This is a genomic window from Massilia aquatica (assembly GCF_011682045.1).
GTDB lineage: Bacteria > Pseudomonadota > Gammaproteobacteria > Burkholderiales > Burkholderiaceae_D > Telluria_A > Telluria_A aquatica.
Window position 1 is genome coordinate 117,805 of record NZ_VVIW01000013.1, and the last position, 14,128, is coordinate 131,932.

At 68.2% G+C, this 14,128-nt stretch carries 19 protein-coding genes; all 19 read left to right on the forward strand.

The features are described 5' to 3' along the window. The first annotated feature begins 7 nt into the window (after positions 1–7). The 19 genes from F1609_RS20815 to fliP are packed head-to-tail and all read left to right on the forward strand — an operon-like array spanning position 8 to position 14,107. On the forward strand, positions 8–736 hold the full coding sequence (locus tag F1609_RS20815) for a flagellar hook-basal body protein (RefSeq protein ID WP_167078571.1): 729 nt from the start codon (positions 8–10) through the stop codon (positions 734–736). A 29-nt stretch (positions 737–765) separates the two neighbouring features. Next, positions 766–1,539 (forward strand): flagellar basal-body rod protein FlgG, encoded by a 774-nt coding sequence (gene flgG / locus F1609_RS20820; protein ID WP_167078572.1) that lies wholly within the window; start codon positions 766–768, stop codon positions 1,537–1,539. A gap of 7 nt (positions 1,540–1,546) precedes the next feature. Further along, positions 1,547–2,488: a flagellar basal body P-ring formation chaperone FlgA gene (gene flgA, locus F1609_RS20825; RefSeq protein ID WP_167078573.1), complete on the forward strand. Its 942-nt coding sequence runs from the start codon at positions 1,547–1,549 to the stop codon at positions 2,486–2,488. Positions 2,489–2,498: 10 nt separating this feature from the next. Then, complete coding sequence (locus F1609_RS20830; protein ID WP_167078574.1) at positions 2,499–3,071, forward strand: flagellar basal body L-ring protein FlgH; 573 nt, start codon at positions 2,499–2,501, stop codon at positions 3,069–3,071. Beyond that, positions 3,071–4,183, forward strand: a complete 1,113-nt coding sequence (locus F1609_RS20835; RefSeq protein ID WP_167078575.1) for a flagellar basal body P-ring protein FlgI — start codon at positions 3,071–3,073, stop codon at positions 4,181–4,183. The genes F1609_RS20830 and F1609_RS20835 overlap by 1 nt, the downstream gene beginning before the upstream one ends. A 34-nt stretch (positions 4,184–4,217) precedes the next feature. Next, the gene (locus F1609_RS20840) at positions 4,218–4,601 is read left to right on the forward strand and encodes a flagellar basal body rod protein FlgB (RefSeq protein ID WP_167078576.1); all 384 of its coding nucleotides are present in this window, start codon (positions 4,218–4,220) and stop codon (positions 4,599–4,601) included. After that, positions 4,601–5,038, forward strand: coding sequence for a flagellar basal body rod protein FlgC (flgC, locus tag F1609_RS20845; protein WP_167078577.1), 438 nt, complete (start codon positions 4,601–4,603; stop codon positions 5,036–5,038). Before F1609_RS20840 ends, flgC begins: the two co-directional genes overlap by 1 nt. Beyond that, on the forward strand, positions 5,035–5,337 hold the full coding sequence (gene fliE, locus F1609_RS20850) for a flagellar hook-basal body complex protein FliE (protein ID WP_167078578.1): 303 nt from the start codon (positions 5,035–5,037) through the stop codon (positions 5,335–5,337). The genes flgC and fliE overlap by 4 nt, the downstream gene beginning before the upstream one ends. A 12-nt stretch (positions 5,338–5,349) precedes the next feature. After that, positions 5,350–6,798, forward strand: coding sequence for a flagellar basal-body MS-ring/collar protein FliF (gene fliF / locus F1609_RS20855; protein ID WP_167078579.1), 1,449 nt, complete (start codon positions 5,350–5,352; stop codon positions 6,796–6,798). After that, complete coding sequence (locus F1609_RS20860; protein WP_167078580.1) at positions 6,798–7,310, forward strand: hypothetical protein; 513 nt, start codon at positions 6,798–6,800, stop codon at positions 7,308–7,310. The genes fliF and F1609_RS20860 overlap by 1 nt, the downstream gene beginning before the upstream one ends. Beyond that, positions 7,310–8,653, forward strand: coding sequence for a FliI/YscN family ATPase (locus tag F1609_RS20865; protein ID WP_167078581.1), 1,344 nt, complete (start codon positions 7,310–7,312; stop codon positions 8,651–8,653). Before F1609_RS20860 ends, F1609_RS20865 begins: the two co-directional genes overlap by 1 nt. Further along, positions 8,650–9,117 carry a hypothetical protein gene (locus tag F1609_RS20870; protein WP_167078582.1) on the forward strand — a complete coding sequence of 156 codons (468 nt, stop codon included), beginning with the start codon at positions 8,650–8,652 and terminating at the stop codon, positions 9,115–9,117. Before F1609_RS20865 ends, F1609_RS20870 begins: the two co-directional genes overlap by 4 nt. Beyond that, complete coding sequence (locus tag F1609_RS20875) at positions 9,114–10,163, forward strand: hypothetical protein (protein WP_167078583.1); 1,050 nt, start codon at positions 9,114–9,116, stop codon at positions 10,161–10,163. The genes F1609_RS20870 and F1609_RS20875 overlap by 4 nt, the downstream gene beginning before the upstream one ends. Then, complete coding sequence (locus tag F1609_RS20880; protein ID WP_166875373.1) at positions 10,150–10,545, forward strand: flagellar hook assembly protein FlgD; 396 nt, start codon at positions 10,150–10,152, stop codon at positions 10,543–10,545. Before F1609_RS20875 ends, F1609_RS20880 begins: the two co-directional genes overlap by 14 nt. Before the next feature lie 15 nt (positions 10,546–10,560). Then, positions 10,561–11,739 (forward strand): flagellar basal-body rod protein FlgF, encoded by a 1,179-nt coding sequence (flgF, locus tag F1609_RS20885; protein ID WP_167078584.1) that lies wholly within the window; start codon positions 10,561–10,563, stop codon positions 11,737–11,739. Positions 11,740–11,748: 9 nt separating this feature from the next. Beyond that, a complete protein-coding gene (locus F1609_RS35395; protein WP_167078585.1) occupies positions 11,749–12,531 on the forward strand; it encodes a FliM/FliN family flagellar motor switch protein in 783 nt (260 codons plus the stop codon). Positions 12,532–12,559: 28 nt separating this feature from the next. Next, a complete protein-coding gene (locus F1609_RS20895) occupies positions 12,560–12,892 on the forward strand; it encodes a FliM/FliN family flagellar motor switch protein (protein WP_167078586.1) in 333 nt (110 codons plus the stop codon). After that, positions 12,889–13,347, forward strand: coding sequence for a flagellar biosynthetic protein FliO (locus tag F1609_RS20900; protein ID WP_167078587.1), 459 nt, complete (start codon positions 12,889–12,891; stop codon positions 13,345–13,347). Before F1609_RS20895 ends, F1609_RS20900 begins: the two co-directional genes overlap by 4 nt. Continuing rightward, positions 13,340–14,107, forward strand: coding sequence for a flagellar type III secretion system pore protein FliP (fliP, locus tag F1609_RS20905; RefSeq protein ID WP_167078588.1), 768 nt, complete (start codon positions 13,340–13,342; stop codon positions 14,105–14,107). The genes F1609_RS20900 and fliP overlap by 8 nt, the downstream gene beginning before the upstream one ends. Positions 14,108–14,128: the final 21 nt, after the last annotated feature.

Here is a 14,128-nt window from a genome sequence, read left to right on the forward strand (position 1 = left end):
GAAAAGCATGAGCAACGCCCTTATCGCCTCCGTGCAGAGCATGCAGAACGACCTGCGCCGCATGGACACCATCAGCCAGAACATGGTCAATATCGCCACGCCGGGCTACAAGCGCGCCATTCCCGTGGCCGGCGCCTTCGACGCCATGCTGGCCGCACCACAGCTAGACGCGCTTTCCAGCCCGGCCCGGGCGCCGACGATTAACAGCGTGCTCGACCTGTCGGCCGGCGCCTTCAAGCAGACCAACAAGCCGTTCGACCTGGCCATTGCCGGCGACGGCTACTTCGAACTGGCCACACCCCAGGGGCCGGCATACACGCGCGCCGGCGACTTCCATCTCGACGCGCGCGGGCGCCTGGTGTCGCAAGCCGGCTACGCGCTGCAAGGCATGCAGGGCGACCTGGTGTTGAACGGCGCGGCCGCCGCTATCGACCACAGCGGGCGCATCACCCAGGATGGCGCCACCATCGGCCAAGTCAAACTGGTGCGCTTCGCCGACGCCAGGGCACTGGTCAAGAACGGCGCCGGCCTGTTGCAGGCGGCGGCCGGCATGGACGGCGCCACCGAAGCGAAGCCTGAACTGCAGGTCGGCTACCTGGAAAACTCGAACGTGACCCCGATGCGCGAGATGGTCAGCATGATGGAAACCACGCGCCACTTCGAAGCGGCCCAGAAGCTGTTCCAGGGCTATGACGAAAAAATCGCCAGCGCCATCCAGAAACTCGGCCAGTTCTGAGCCGCCCCACCTTTTACTCCAGGATGATCATGAACGATTCACTGTACATCGCCGCCACCGGCATGCAAGCCCAGCAGCAAAACATCGACGCCATCGCCAACAACCTGGCCAACGTCAGCACGGCCGGCTTCAAGAAGGGCCGCGTTAATTTCCAGGAAATGATGCACGTCGACCCGAACCAGCAAGGCGCCGCGCGCGCCGGCCTGAACGGCCCGCTGGGCCTGGGCATCAGCGTCGGCAGCGTGGCCAAGGATTTTGCGCCGGGCGCCCTGGCCCAGACCAACGCACCGATGGATCTGGCCATCAACGGCGCCGGCTTCATCGAAGTCACCCTGGCCGACGGCAGCCGCGGCTACACGCGCGGCGGCGCCCTGCAGATCAGCAAGGATAATTATCTTGCCACCGCCGACGGCTATGTGCTCAAGGCCGCCATCCACGTGCCGGCCAACGCCGCATCGGTCAAGATCGGCGCCGACGGCAAGGTGTCGGCCCAGATGAGCGCCAACGGCCCCCTGACCGAGATCGGCCAGATCGACCTGGCCAGCTTCGCCAACCCGTCGGCGCTCAATGCGCTCGCCGGCGGCATCTACGCGCCGACCGAAGCCTCGGGCGACGCCAACATCGGCAAACCGGGGCAGCAGGGCATGGGCGTGCTCGCACAAGGCGCGCTGGAAAACTCGAACGTGACCCTGGTCGACGAAATGGTCACCCTCATGATCGCCCAGCGCGCATACGAGATGAGCTCGAAGGTGATCCAGGCCTCGGACGAGATCATGGGCCTGACCAACAACCTGCGCCGCTGAACCTGTGATGCGCGCCCTGCCCCTCCTGTCCCTGATCGCCCTGCTGCTGGCAAGCAGCGGCGCGCTGGCTGCCGTCCAGGTAACGCTGAAAGGCAGCGCCCTGGTGACAGGCGCGCGTATCACCCTGGCCGACATCGCCAGCGTACAGGGCGAGAACGCGGCCGCGCTGGGCGTGCTCGACCTGGGCCCTGCTCCCCTGCCCGGCTACAGCGCCCGCATCTCGCGCGCGGAACTGGAACGCACCCTCCGCTCACGCGGACTGGCATGGCGGCTGGCGGGCGAGAACGCGGTCAGCATCGAGCGCCGCGCGCAGGCTTTCGATGCGCGCCAGCTGGTGGCGGTGGCCGAAGAGCAGCTGCGTACGCACCTCGCCGCCAGCCACAGCCGGGTGGAACTGCAACTGGCCGCGCCGCTGGCCGAGCTGCAAGTGCCGGCCGGTAAAGTGGCATTCACAGCGCGCCCTCTGGCGGCCGGCCTGGCGCCGCGCCGCCGCATGCAGGTGTGGGTCGATATCGCGGTCGACGGCGCGTTCGCGCGTGCGGTCGCGCTGCCCTTCCAGGTGCGCGCTTTCCGCCCGCTGCTGGTGGCCGCGCGCGACCTGCAAGCGGGCGCCCTGCCCGACTGCACCAGCCTGGTCGTGCGCGAGGACGATGTGACCGCGCTCGACGGTCCCGCCGCACCGCTCGCGTGCGGCGCGGTGCGCGGGCGCCTCAAGCAATCCCTGGCGGCCGGCGCGCCCTTGCTGGTGTCGGCCTTGCAGCCGGAACTGGCGGTGGCCCAGGGCGAGAGCATCCGCCTGCAACTGCAGGATGGTGCGATCGTGCTGGAATCACGCGCCACCGCCCTGTCCGACGGCAACGTCGGCCAACGGATCGAGGTCCGTCCGGCCGGCGCCAGCGGTACCGTGCGCGCCGAAGTCGTTGGCCCGGCTTTGGTCAAAATTAACTGAAAGCGAATCGATGAACATCCGGATACTCTCCCTGCCGCTGCTCTTGGCCCTGTGCTGCGGCACCACCCACGCGGATAATCTGTACAACGAAAAAACCTACCGCCCGCTGGCCTCGGACAAGCGCGCCCACTTGCCCGGGGACGTGCTGACGATCATGATCTACGAGAGTTCGAGCGCCCTGACCAGCGCCGACACCCAGCTCCAGCGCAACAACACGGTCGGGGTGCAAGCGGCCGCCGACCGCCACGCGCACAACCTGGCCGTGGGCGCCAACAATACCTTCGACGGCGGCGGCACGGTGCAGCGCGCCGGCAAACTGCTGGCCCAGATGAGCGTCACCATCACCGGCACCGCACCCAATGGCGACTTGCTGGTCGCCGGCGAGCAAATGCTGGAAATTAACTCCGACAAGCAGGTGATCAAGGTCGAAGGCCGCGTGCGCACGCTCGACATTTCCGATGCCAACACGGTCATGTCGTTCCGCATCGCCGACGCTAAAATCAGCTACCTGGGCGATGGCGACCTGGCTGCGCGCCAGCGTCCGGGCCTGTGGTCGCGCCTGTTCACCTGGGCGGGCTTCTGATGCGCCGCCTGTTCGCTCTCCTTCTGCTTGCGCTGGCCGCCGCCGCGCCGGTCCACGCCGACACCGTGCGCCTGAAGGACATCGGCAAGTTCGCCGGCTGGCGCGACAACGCCCTGGTCGGCTATGGCCTGGTGACGGGCCTGGCGGGCACCGGCGACTCGGCCGGCAACAAGGCCACGCGCCAGTCGATCGCCAACGTGCTGGCCCAGTTCGACGTGGCCGTGCTGCCGGACGATATCCAGAGCCGCAATGCCGCCGCCGTGATGATCACCGCCAAACTGCCGGCCGTGGCGCGCGAAGGAGACACCATCGACGTCACCGTCACCTCGATCGGCGACGCCCGCAGCCTGGCCGGCGGCAACCTGCTGATTTCCCCGCTCAAAGGGCCGAACGGCAAGGTCTACGCGCTGGCCCAGGGCGCGCTGTTCGTGGGCGGCTATAAATACGACATGAACGGCAGCGTGGCCCAAAAGAACCATCCGACCGTGGGCGCTATTCCTGGCGGCGCCACGGTCGAAGTGGCGGTGCGCGCCAACATCCTCAGTGCCGACAACACCATGACCTTCACCCTGGCCGAGGCCGACTACACCACCGCCTCGCGCATCGCCGGCGCCATCAATGGCGCGTTCGGGCTTGCGCTGGCCAAGGCGGTCGACGCCGCCGGCATCGAGATCGCGGTACCCGAGAACGCGCGCGCCAACCTGGTCGAATTCATCACCCGCATCGAACGCCTCGGCGTCGAGCCGGACAACCGCGCACGGGTGGTGGTCGACGAGCGCACCGGAACCGTCGTCTCGGGGGGCGACGTGCGCATCGCGCGCGTGGTGATCTCGCACGGCGACCTGAAACTGTCGATCGTGACCGACAACAGCGTCTCGCAGCCGCTGCTGGTGCGCCAGACCGGTCCCGACGTGCGCACGGAAACGGTAGCCAATTCGCGCATCCGGGTCAGCGAGCGCGATGAAACCGGCTTTGTGAGCGCCTCCAACAATTCCGTGGCCGACCTGATCCAGGCCCTGACCCGCATCAAGACCAGCACCCGCGACATCATCTCGATCCTGCGCGCGGTGAAAGCGGCCGGCGCGCTGCACGCCGACCTCGTCATCCAATAACCCATGCGCCTCATTTACTACAGGAGTTTCACCCATGTTCGGTTCCACTGAAGCCGTCACCGTCGACATGGTGCGGCTGGCCCTCGACGCGGCCAGCCTGCGCCAGCAGACCATCGCGCACAATATCGCCAACGTCAACACGCCGGGCTTCGCGCCGGCGCGCGTCGATTTCGAACAGCAGATGGGCGCCGCGCGCGCCGCGCTGAACCAGGGCGAGCCGGTCACCGCCGCCATGCTCGGTGGTGTGCGTCCGGTCGTCATGCGCCTGGCGCCATCGGGCGAGGCCGACCGCAGTGCCATGCTCGACCTGGAAGTGGCCGACATGGCCCAGAACACGGTCCACTACCAGGCCCTGGTCAAGGCCCTCGGCAAGCATATGTCGATCATGAGCGCAGCCGTCGCGGAAGGAAAACGCTGATGGATTACCGTAACGCATTCGCCATCAGCGCCAGCGGCATGACGGTCGAAAAGACGCGTCTCGACACCACCGCCGTCAACCTGGCCAATGTACACAGCACGCGCGGCCCGGATGGCAAGCTGTTCCGTCCGCTGACGGTCAAGGTGGGCGAAGCCGGCGCCAGTTTCGCCGCCGGTTTCACCCAGCTCCAGGGCGCCGCCCTGCGTGGCGCCGAAGTGGTGCGCATCGAAGAAGCCAACGTGGCGCCGCGCATGGTGTACGAGCCGGGCAACCCGGACGCCGATGCCAAGGGTTACGTGGCCATGCCGGGGGTGAACCAGGTGACCGAAATGGTCAACCTGGCCAGCGCCCTGCGCGCCTATGAAGCGAACGTGGTGGCGATGAACGCCGCCAAGACCATGGCCCTGAAAGCACTCGACCTGGGAGGTCCGCAATGAGTATCGACGCCATCACATTCCTGCCGCCGCTGGCCATGCCGGCCGCGCCCGACGCGGCAGGTGCCGCCAAGGCCCCGAGCGGGGAATTCGCCAGCTGGTTCAGTACCCAGCTGGCCGACGTCAACAGCCAGCTGGTCACGGCCGACCAGGGCATCGGGCAGCTCGCTGCCGGCGACGCCAGCAATCTGCACCAGATCATGATCAACCTCGAGCAGGCCAAGCTCTCCATGCAACTCGTAATGCAAGTCCGGAACCATCTGCTGGACGGCTATCGCGAACTCATGCAAATGCAAATGTAAAGGCTGCAACTCGTGACCGCTTTTAACGACTACTGGCAACGCGCCGACCAGCGCGCCCGCACCGGACTGGTGATCGGCGTGCTGCTGATCGCCGCCCTCACCGTGGCGCTCGGCGCCCTGCTGCTGCGCACCGACTACCAGGTCCTGTTCTCCGACCTGGCCCCGCAGGACGCCGCCACCATGACGGCCGAGCTGGACAAACTGAAAACCCCGTACCGCCTCAGCGGCGACGGCAACACCATCCTGGTCCCGGCCGAGATGGTGCACCGCACGCGCCTGAAGCTGGTGGCCAAGGAACTGCCGCTGCGCGGGGCGGTCGGCCTGGAACTGTTCAATTCGAGCGAAGTCGGCATGACCGAGTTCACCCAGAAGGTCAACTATCAGCGCGCCCTGCAGGGCGAACTGACCCGCACCATCCTCTCGCTCGACGAAGTGGCGACCGTGCGGGTGCACCTGGTGATGGCCGAGCAGGCCCTGTTCAAGAAGAACGTCAAGCAGGCCAAGGCCTCGATCAGCATCGCCATGAAGCCTGGCCGCACGCTCGACACGGCCCAGGTGCAGGGCATCCAGCGCCTGGTCGCGGCCGCCGTGCCCGACATCAGGGCCAGCGACGTGACTATCGTCGACCATAACGGCGTGGCGCTGACCCGGCGCAGCGGCGCCGAGGGCGACGAGGGCGCGGCAGGCGGCGACAGCCTGGACGACAAGCGTGCGCTAGAAACCTATCTGAACAAGAAGATATCGGCCATGCTCGACCGCACCTTCGGCCCCGGCCAGGGCATCGCCAGCGTCGACGTCACGCTCAACCACAAGCACATCAAGACCACTACCGAAAACGTGCTGGGCAAGGATGCGTCCGGCGAGGGCGAGGGCGCGGGCGCCGGCGTGATGGTGCGCGAACGCATGACCTCGCGCGACGGTCCTGCCGATGCCTCGGCGCCGGCCGGCGCCGGTCCTGCCAACGGCACGGTCACCAGCGAAACCGACTACCAGGTCGGGCGCCGGGTGGAACAGGTGGTCGCCTCGGCAGGCGCCATCAGCCGGGTCAACGTGGCCGTGGTGGTCAGCGGCGCGCTCGACCAGGCGCGCCTGGACCGGGTACGCGATGTGGTCGCGCTGGCGGCCGGCATCGACAAGGCGCGCGGCGACGCCGTCGCGGTGTATTCGATGGACCAGATGGCGACCGTGCCGGCCGCTGGCGCGGCGCTGGCCCAGGCCGTGCCGGCCCAGGCGGCAGCGCCCGCCGCGATCGGCGCCACCTCCGCCCCCGCCGCCGCATCGGCCAACACGCTGCTGCTGGCCCTGGGCGCGCTGATCGTGCTGGCCGTGCTGGCCCTGGCCTGGCGCCTGTTCGCGCGCCCGGCCCAGCCGCAACTGACCCTGGAACAGCGGCGCCTGCTCCTGAACCAGGTCAACGACTGGCTGGACGCGCCAGCGGCTGCGCGCAAGGACCAGTTCTGATGCCCGCGCACCGCCAATCGGCCCTGCTGCTACACGGCCTCGGCCAGGCCGACCAGCGCTGGATCCTGTCCCAGCTGGGTGAGCAAGACCGCCGCATCCTGGCCGGCCACCTGGCCGATCTGAAGGAACTCGGCATTCCGGCCGATCCCTCGATCGCCCGCCAGGCCGGCGGCGCGCGCGCGGTGGCCGACCAGGGCCCGCTGCACAAGGCGTCGGCGGCCGCCATGCTGCAGGTGCTGGCCGATGAACCGGTGTGGCTGGTGCGCCAGGTGCTGGCGCTGAGCGACTGGCCATGGCGCCAGGCCTACCTGGAAGCCCACCCGCAGCAGCAGCGCGCGCGCCTCGGCGGCGACGCCGGTACGCCCCTGCATCCACAAGCGGCGCAGCGCCTGCTGGAACGCCTGGCCGAGCGTGCCGGGCAACACGCCGCCAGCCCCGCCGGCCCGGCCAGTGGCGCCACCGCGGCCGGCCTGCTGGCGCGCCTGCGCCAGGCCATGCGTCGGAGCGCCTGATGCAGCGCTACCTCGACGCCATCCGCTCGGCCGATCTGGTGCGAAAAGTCGGGCACGTACGCCAGCTGGCGGGCCTGAGCATCGAGTCGTGCGGGCCGGACGCGCTGGTCGGCGAGATCTGCGAGATCCGCCCGCGCCGCGGCGGCGCCAGCGTGCGCGCCGAAGTGGTCGGCCTGCGCGACGGCCGCGTCATGCTCATGCCCTACGGCGAAATCCAGGGCATCGGGGTGGGCAGCGAAGTCGTCGCCACCGGGCGGATGCCGCGCATCGCGGTCGGCCAGGGCTTGCTGGGCCGCGTGATCGACGCCTTTGGCGACCCACTCGACGGCGGCGCGCCGATCCACGCCAGCGAGTTTCGTCCCCTCAAGGCCACGCCCCTCAACCCGCTCTCGCGCCCGCGCGTGACGACCGTGTTGGAAACCGGCGTGCGCGTGATCGACAGCATGCTGACCATGGGCCACGGCCAGCGCGTCGGCATTTTTGCCGGTAGCGGTGTCGGCAAGAGCACCTTGCTCGGCATGATCGCCCGCAATACCCTGGCCGAGGTCAATGTGATTGCCCTGATCGGCGAGCGCGGGCGCGAAGTGCGCGAATTCATCGACAAGCACCTGGGCCCGGAAGGGCTGGCGCGCTCGGTGGTGGTGGTCGCCACCTCGGACCAGCCGGCGCTGGCGCGCGCGCGCGCGGCCTACGCTGCCACGGCGATTGCCGAATACTTCCGCGACGCCGGCAAGCAAGTCATGCTCACCATGGATTCGGTGACCCGCTTCGCCATGGCACGCCGCGAAATCGGCCTGTCGATCGGCGAGCCGCCGACCGCGCGCGGCTACACCCCGTCCGTGTTCGCCGAACTGCCGGAACTGTGCGAGCGCTGCGGCACGGCCGACTCGGGCGGCGCCATTACCGCCTTGTATACAGTACTGGTCGAAGGCGACGACTTCAACGAGCCGATCTCGGACATGCTGCGCGCTACCCTGGACGGCCACATCGTGCTGGCGCGGCGCCTGGCGCAACAGGGGCACTACCCGGCCATCGACGTGCTGCACAGCGTCAGCCGCCTGTTCGGCGACCTGACTACCGAGGACGACCAGACACTGGTGCACGACACGCTCGAATGCCTGGCGGTGTACGACCGCAACCGCCAGCTGATCGACATGGGCGCTTACCGCGCCGGCAGCAGCGCCGAGATCGACAACGCCATTGCCCTGTGGCCGGCCCTGACCCGCTTCCTGCGCCAGCGCGAAGCGAGCGGGATCGCCCGCGCCGACGCCATGGCGGCCCTGCGCGAGGTCATGGCCCAGCGTACCGACGCGGCCGGCGCCGGCGGGGAGCAGACGGCATGAGCGGCGACCGCCGCGGCTTCGCTTACGCACTCGAACCGGTGCGCAGCGTGACGGCCTGGGAAATCGACGAGATCGCCGGCGAGCTCGCCGTATTGAACCAGGCCGCACGCGCGCTGCAGCAAGAGTGCGACGCGCTGGCCGGGCAGTTCGCGGCGGTGCGCGCCGACATCATCGCCCAGCGCCAGGCCCAGGCTGCGCTCGACATCGCCGGCCAGCGGCGCGCCCACGACTACATGCTGCAGGTGCAGGTGCAGCTGCAGGCCAAGGTGGTCGCGCTGCGCGCCGCCGAAGAGGAGCGCGACGCCATGTACCTGCGCCTGATCGACGCACGCAAGTTCGCCGAAAGCCTGGACCGCGACAAGGAAGCGCAGGCCGGCGAGCATGACCAGAAAGTCGCCAAGCAAGGCTACCAGCTGTCCGACGACAACTGGCTGCAACGAATTCATTGGAGGAAAACCACGTGACAAAAATCAGCGCCTTTATCCCCGCCCCGGACGACAAGTCCGCCGCGACGCGCCAGGCCGACGCCGCCAATCAGCGCGAGAGCTGGCTGCGCCAGATGGAGCTGGCCCAGTTGGCCGGCATGGGCAAGGCCGGCGGCGCCCAGGACCGCGCCAGCGCCAAAGCCGCGGCAGCGCCGCCGGCCACCCTGCGCCCGATGCCGCAGGCCGAACGCAGCGTCGAGCGCGAAGAAGAGCGCGCGCGCGACGCCGCACCCGAAAAGCGCCCCGACGACGCGGGCCAGCAAGGCAGCGACAACGCGCGCCCTGCAGCCGAACGCGTTCCCGAGGCCAGCCCGCAGGCCACAAGCGCGGCGCCCGCTGCGGCGCCCGCTGCGGCTGCGGCTGCGGCGCAACAGACCGCGCCAGCGGCCACGGCGCAAAACGCCAGTGTGATAGCGCACGGGCCAGCGGCCCACGCGCCGCGAGGCCCCGCCATCCTTTCCGCCCCCGCCACCACGAACGCACCGCCCCCCGACGCGCCCGATAGCGGCATGGCGCTGACGGCGGCAGCGGCGGCCGGGCGCGGCGGCGCGCTCCAGCTGGCGCTCGAGAGCGCCGCGCCGGCTTTGCCGGCGGTGGCCGCGCGCGAGCCGGTGCGCCTGAGCGCCACGCTGGCCGCCAGCACCGAGGAAGGCGATGCCCAGGAAGCAACGCCCGCGCACCAGGCGGCCGACACCGACGCCGAACTGGGCGACAAGCCGGTCTGGGAAAAGCGTCTGATGCACCTGACCGGCAAGGGCAAGGACGTCGACGTTTGGATCCGCGATGGCGAGCTCGATCCGGCTCAGTCGATGAGCCTGCTCTACCGCCTGGCCGGCGACATGGCCAGCGCCGGCCTGCGCCTGAAAGGCGCCACCGTCAACGGCAAAGCGCTGCTGCGCGCCGGCGCCGCCCTGCCGGCGTCCACGCGCGCGGATTTTGCACAGGCACTGGACACCGACGAACCGGCCGCGCACGAAAGCGCTGCCCCGATCACCCCCACAGGAAACCATCATGGCAATCGATAGCGTCAACACCGTCAACGCGACGAGCAACAGCTCGGTCAACCAGCAGGATTTCCTGCGCATCCTGCTGACCCAGCTCAATTCGCAAAACCCGTTGAAGCCGATGGACAACACGGCGTTCGTGGCCCAGCTGGCCCAGTTTTCCCAGCTTGAGCAAACCCAGCAGATGCTAAGCGGGATCAACCAGCTGGTGTCGGTGCAAACCGCGACCCAGACCGTGGCCCTGCTTGGCAAGACGGTCAGCTTGCTCAACAACAACGCCTACACCACGGGCGTGGTCAGCAACGTCTCGTTCAGCGGCACCACGCCGACCCTGTCGGTCAAGCCGGCAGCCGGCGCCGACATCAACAATATCGAGCGCAAGCAGATTCTCGACGTTAAATAGACCCAAGGACATCCCATGCTCAAATCAATCAATATCGGCACCTCGGGTCTGATCGGCTTCTCCAAGGAACTGGAAACCATCAGCAACAACGTAGCCAACCTGAATACGCCCGGCTTCAAGGGCGCCAACAGCCAGTTCGCCGCCCTGTTTTCGGCCGGCGGCAACAGCGCCGGCGCGGGCGCCGGCAAGACCGGCACCCACAGCGGCTCGGGGCTGGGCACCCTGCCGACCATGGTCGACTTTACCCAGGGCCCGATCAACCAGACCACCAGCGACCTTGACGTGGCGATCGACGGCAACGGCTTTTTCGTGCTGCACGACGCCGCCGGCAATACCAGCTACACGCGCGACGGCCGCTTCAACTTCAACAACGACGGCATCCTGACCAACGCCGCCGGGGACAAGGTGCAGCAGCTGAGCGCCGAGGGCGCCCTGAAAGACATTACCCTGGAAGGCTCGCGCATCAACGCCGCGCTGCCCAGCACCAGCATCAAGCTGGGCGGCAGCCTGTCGCTCGCCGAATCGCCCAAGGTGGTCAGCGGCATCAACGTGATCGACAGCGTCGGCGCCAACCGCGCCTTGTCGGTCGAGTTCAAGAACAACGGCGCCGTCACCGCCGGCAGCTGGCTGGTGACGATCAAGGATGGCACCACCACCGTGGGCAGCGGCGAAGTGCGCTTCATCGACGGCAAGCTGGACCCGGCCCGCTCGACCGTGTCGTTCAACTATGCACCGGCGGACGCGGCCAAAATGCCGATGACCTTGACCTTGAACGCGGGCATGACGGTGCTGCCGGCCGGGCTGGCCAACATCAGCACGCCAACCGTGGACGGCTACGGTCAGGGCGCCCTGAGCAAGGTCACCTTCGACAAGGCCGGCAAGATGGTGATCAACTACTCGAATGGCCAGACCAGCAGCGGCCAGCAGCTGGCGCTGGCGCAGGTCAATACCGCCACCGACCTGGACCAGGTCGGTGGCAACACCTTCAAGAGCACCAACTCGCAGGCGGTCAAGCTGGGCGTTGCCGGCGAAGACGGCAGCGCCATCAGCGCCAAGTCGGTGGAAGGCTCGAACGTCGACCTGTCCAAGGCATTTTCGGCGATCATCGTCACCCAGCGCGGCTACCAGGCTTCATCGGAACTGATCAGCACGGCGAACGAGATGCTCGACACCTTGATGCGCATGAAAGGCTAAGGCGGACCCGTGAACGTTTCTCCTTTTCAGTTGCTAAAGCGCAGCAGCGGCAATGCGCTGGCGGCCTGCGCCAGCGCCGCACTGGCCCAGTGGGGCGCTGCCTGGACCACCCTGCCCGACCATGCGCTCGGCTGCGCCGCCGCCAGCGACCAGGTTGGCCGGCTGGCGGCGGGCGAGTTGCGCTGCCGCCAGCTGGACGGCGGCCTGCCAGTGTGGGCCGTTGTTCCTGCGGGCATGGAGCGCTATCTGGAACAGCTGGTGTTCGGCTTGTCGGACCTCGATGCCGCCAGCGGCCACAACATGGCCTCGCACCTTGGTGGCGGGGTGGCCAAAGACGCGCTGGAAGACTTGCTGCAAACCCTGTTCAGTGCGCTCACCGGACGCACCTCACAGTCAGCGCCCGCGCAAGCGCTTCCCGCGCACCTGACCCGCCCGGGCTCCGGCGCGGTGGTGTGCAGCGTGCAGCTGGGCGAGCGCGCCTTGCGCCTGCTGCTGCCGGCGGCAGTGCTGCCGGCGCCGCCCCCGCTACGCGCGCGCGCCGGCGCCGCTCCCCTGACCAGCCTGCACCGCGCCTTGGCGGCCTTGCCGGTGCCGCTGAGCGTGGAACTGTGCCGTACCGAACTGACCCTGGGCTACCTGCGCACGCTCGCCGTGGGCGACGTGCTGGCGCTGCCGATGGCCACCGATCAGGAATTGCGCGTCACCGGGCCGGGCGATACCACCGTCTGCAGCGCCCACCTCGGCGCGCTGGACGGCGCCTACGCCGTCGAACTGATCAAGGCTGCGCGCTGAGCGCGGCGATACTCTAAAGGAATGCAAGATGAACGAGCAACAAAGCAACAGCGCACCCCAGCATATCGACTTGCCGGAACTGCAAGCGGGCAGCGGCCAGGGCCACTCCATCCTCAGCGGCAACCTGGACGTGATCCAGAACGTCAAGGTCAAGCTGTCGGTAAAGATCGGCGATGCGGTGGTCAGTATCGGCGAACTGATGAACATGAAGGAAGAGCACATCCTCAAGCTGGACGCGGCACTCGACTCGCCGGTGGACGTTCTGCTCGAAGGCAATATCGTCGCGCGCGGCCAGCTGGTGGCGGTGGACGACAACTTCGGCGTGCGCATCACGGAACTGCCGAAAGTCGGCCAGCCATGAACGCACTGCGCGCTGCCCTCGGCGTTTTGCTGCTGAGCCTGACAATGGCGCTGCCGGCGGCCGCGCGCGCCGAGGCGCCGTCCGCGCCTCCGGCGGCGCCGCGTGCTGCGGCGCATACCCCGATTCCGTTCAAGCAGGACAAGCAAGGCGCCGGATCGCTGGCCTACCAAAGCATGGCCGGCCTGGTGCTGGCGGCGCTGGCGGCGTACGGCGTCATCTTCGCACTGAAGCGCTACTCGCTCAAGGGCGGCGGACCGCTGCGGCAGGCGCGCCGCCTGCGCACCATCGAATCGATGCGACTGAGCCGGCGCAGCACCTTGCACGTGGTGCACTACGACGGCGAAGAACTGCTGCTGGCCGAAAGCGATAACGGCTTGCGCCTGGTGAGCAGCCGCAGCGCCGTGGCGGTCGAGGCCAAGGCGGTCGCGGCCGCGCAAGGAGACCAACATGCATAAACCCGTCTTGCGCGCCGCCCTGCTGTGCGCCTTGCTGTGCGGCGTTGCCGCCAGCGCCATGGCGGCCGGCGCACCGGCCGTCAGCCTGCCCGGCGTCGACATCAACATCAACGGCGCCGGCGGCCAGGCCAGCCAGGTGTCGGCCGCGCTGAAAATCCTGCTCGGCCTGACCGTGCTCAGCCTGGCGCCGGCGCTGCTGGTGTCGGTCACCTCCTTCATCCGCATCACGGTGGTGCTGTCGATGCTGCGCCACGCCATGGGCATGCAGGAAACCCCGCCGAATACCGTGCTGATGAGTCTGGCGCTGTTCTTGACCTTCTTCACGATGGCGCCGGTGCTCACGCAAGTGAACGACCAAGCGTTCCAGCCCTTCATGAACGGCAAGATGGAAGCCCAGCCGGCGTTCGACACGGCGCTGCGTCCGATCCGCGACTTCATGGTGCGCCAGACGCGCGAGCAGGACTTGCAGTTGATGGTCGAGATCGCCAAAGCCCCGACCCCGACCACGGTCGACGACATCTCGACGGTGCAACTGATTCCGGCCTTCATGCTGTCGGAACTGCGCGCGGCCTTCCAGATCGGCTTCGTGATCTTTTTGCCCTTCGTGCTGATCGACCTGATCGTCTCCACCATATTGATGGCGCTGGGCATGATGATGGTGCCGCCGGTGACCATTTCGCTGCCGCTCAAGATCTTGATGTTCGTGCTGATCGACGGCTGGAACCTGGTGATCCGCGCCCTGCTCGGCACCTTCAATTAGCGGGCCTGTGCAACGTCCTGC

Bases quoted from the DNA above. Each gene is read 5' to 3' on its own strand.
- F1609_RS20815 (WP_167078571.1), top strand. From the start codon at position 8: ATGAGCAACGCCCTTATCGCCTCCGTGCAGAGCATGCAGAACGACCTG.
- flgG (WP_167078572.1), top strand. From the start codon at position 766: ATGAACGATTCACTGTACATCGCCGCCACCGGCATGCAAGCCCAGCAG.
- flgA (WP_167078573.1), top strand. From the start codon at position 1,547: ATGCGCGCCCTGCCCCTCCTGTCCCTGATCGCCCTGCTGCTGGCAAGC.
- F1609_RS20830 (WP_167078574.1), top strand. From the start codon at position 2,499: ATGAACATCCGGATACTCTCCCTGCCGCTGCTCTTGGCCCTGTGCTGC.
- F1609_RS20835 (WP_167078575.1), top strand. From the start codon at position 3,071: ATGCGCCGCCTGTTCGCTCTCCTTCTGCTTGCGCTGGCCGCCGCCGCG.
- F1609_RS20840 (WP_167078576.1), top strand. From the start codon at position 4,218: ATGTTCGGTTCCACTGAAGCCGTCACCGTCGACATGGTGCGGCTGGCC.
- flgC (WP_167078577.1), top strand. From the start codon at position 4,601: ATGGATTACCGTAACGCATTCGCCATCAGCGCCAGCGGCATGACGGTC.
- fliE (WP_167078578.1), top strand. From the start codon at position 5,035: ATGAGTATCGACGCCATCACATTCCTGCCGCCGCTGGCCATGCCGGCC.
- F1609_RS20860 (WP_167078580.1), top strand. From the start codon at position 6,798: ATGCCCGCGCACCGCCAATCGGCCCTGCTGCTACACGGCCTCGGCCAG.
- F1609_RS20865 (WP_167078581.1), top strand. From the start codon at position 7,310: ATGCAGCGCTACCTCGACGCCATCCGCTCGGCCGATCTGGTGCGAAAA.
- F1609_RS20870 (WP_167078582.1), top strand. From the start codon at position 8,650: ATGAGCGGCGACCGCCGCGGCTTCGCTTACGCACTCGAACCGGTGCGC.
- F1609_RS20880 (WP_166875373.1), top strand. From the start codon at position 10,150: ATGGCAATCGATAGCGTCAACACCGTCAACGCGACGAGCAACAGCTCG.
- flgF (WP_167078584.1), top strand. From the start codon at position 10,561: ATGCTCAAATCAATCAATATCGGCACCTCGGGTCTGATCGGCTTCTCC.
- F1609_RS20895 (WP_167078586.1), top strand. From the start codon at position 12,560: ATGAACGAGCAACAAAGCAACAGCGCACCCCAGCATATCGACTTGCCG.
- F1609_RS20900 (WP_167078587.1), top strand. From the start codon at position 12,889: ATGAACGCACTGCGCGCTGCCCTCGGCGTTTTGCTGCTGAGCCTGACA.
- fliP (WP_167078588.1), top strand. From the start codon at position 13,340: ATGCATAAACCCGTCTTGCGCGCCGCCCTGCTGTGCGCCTTGCTGTGC.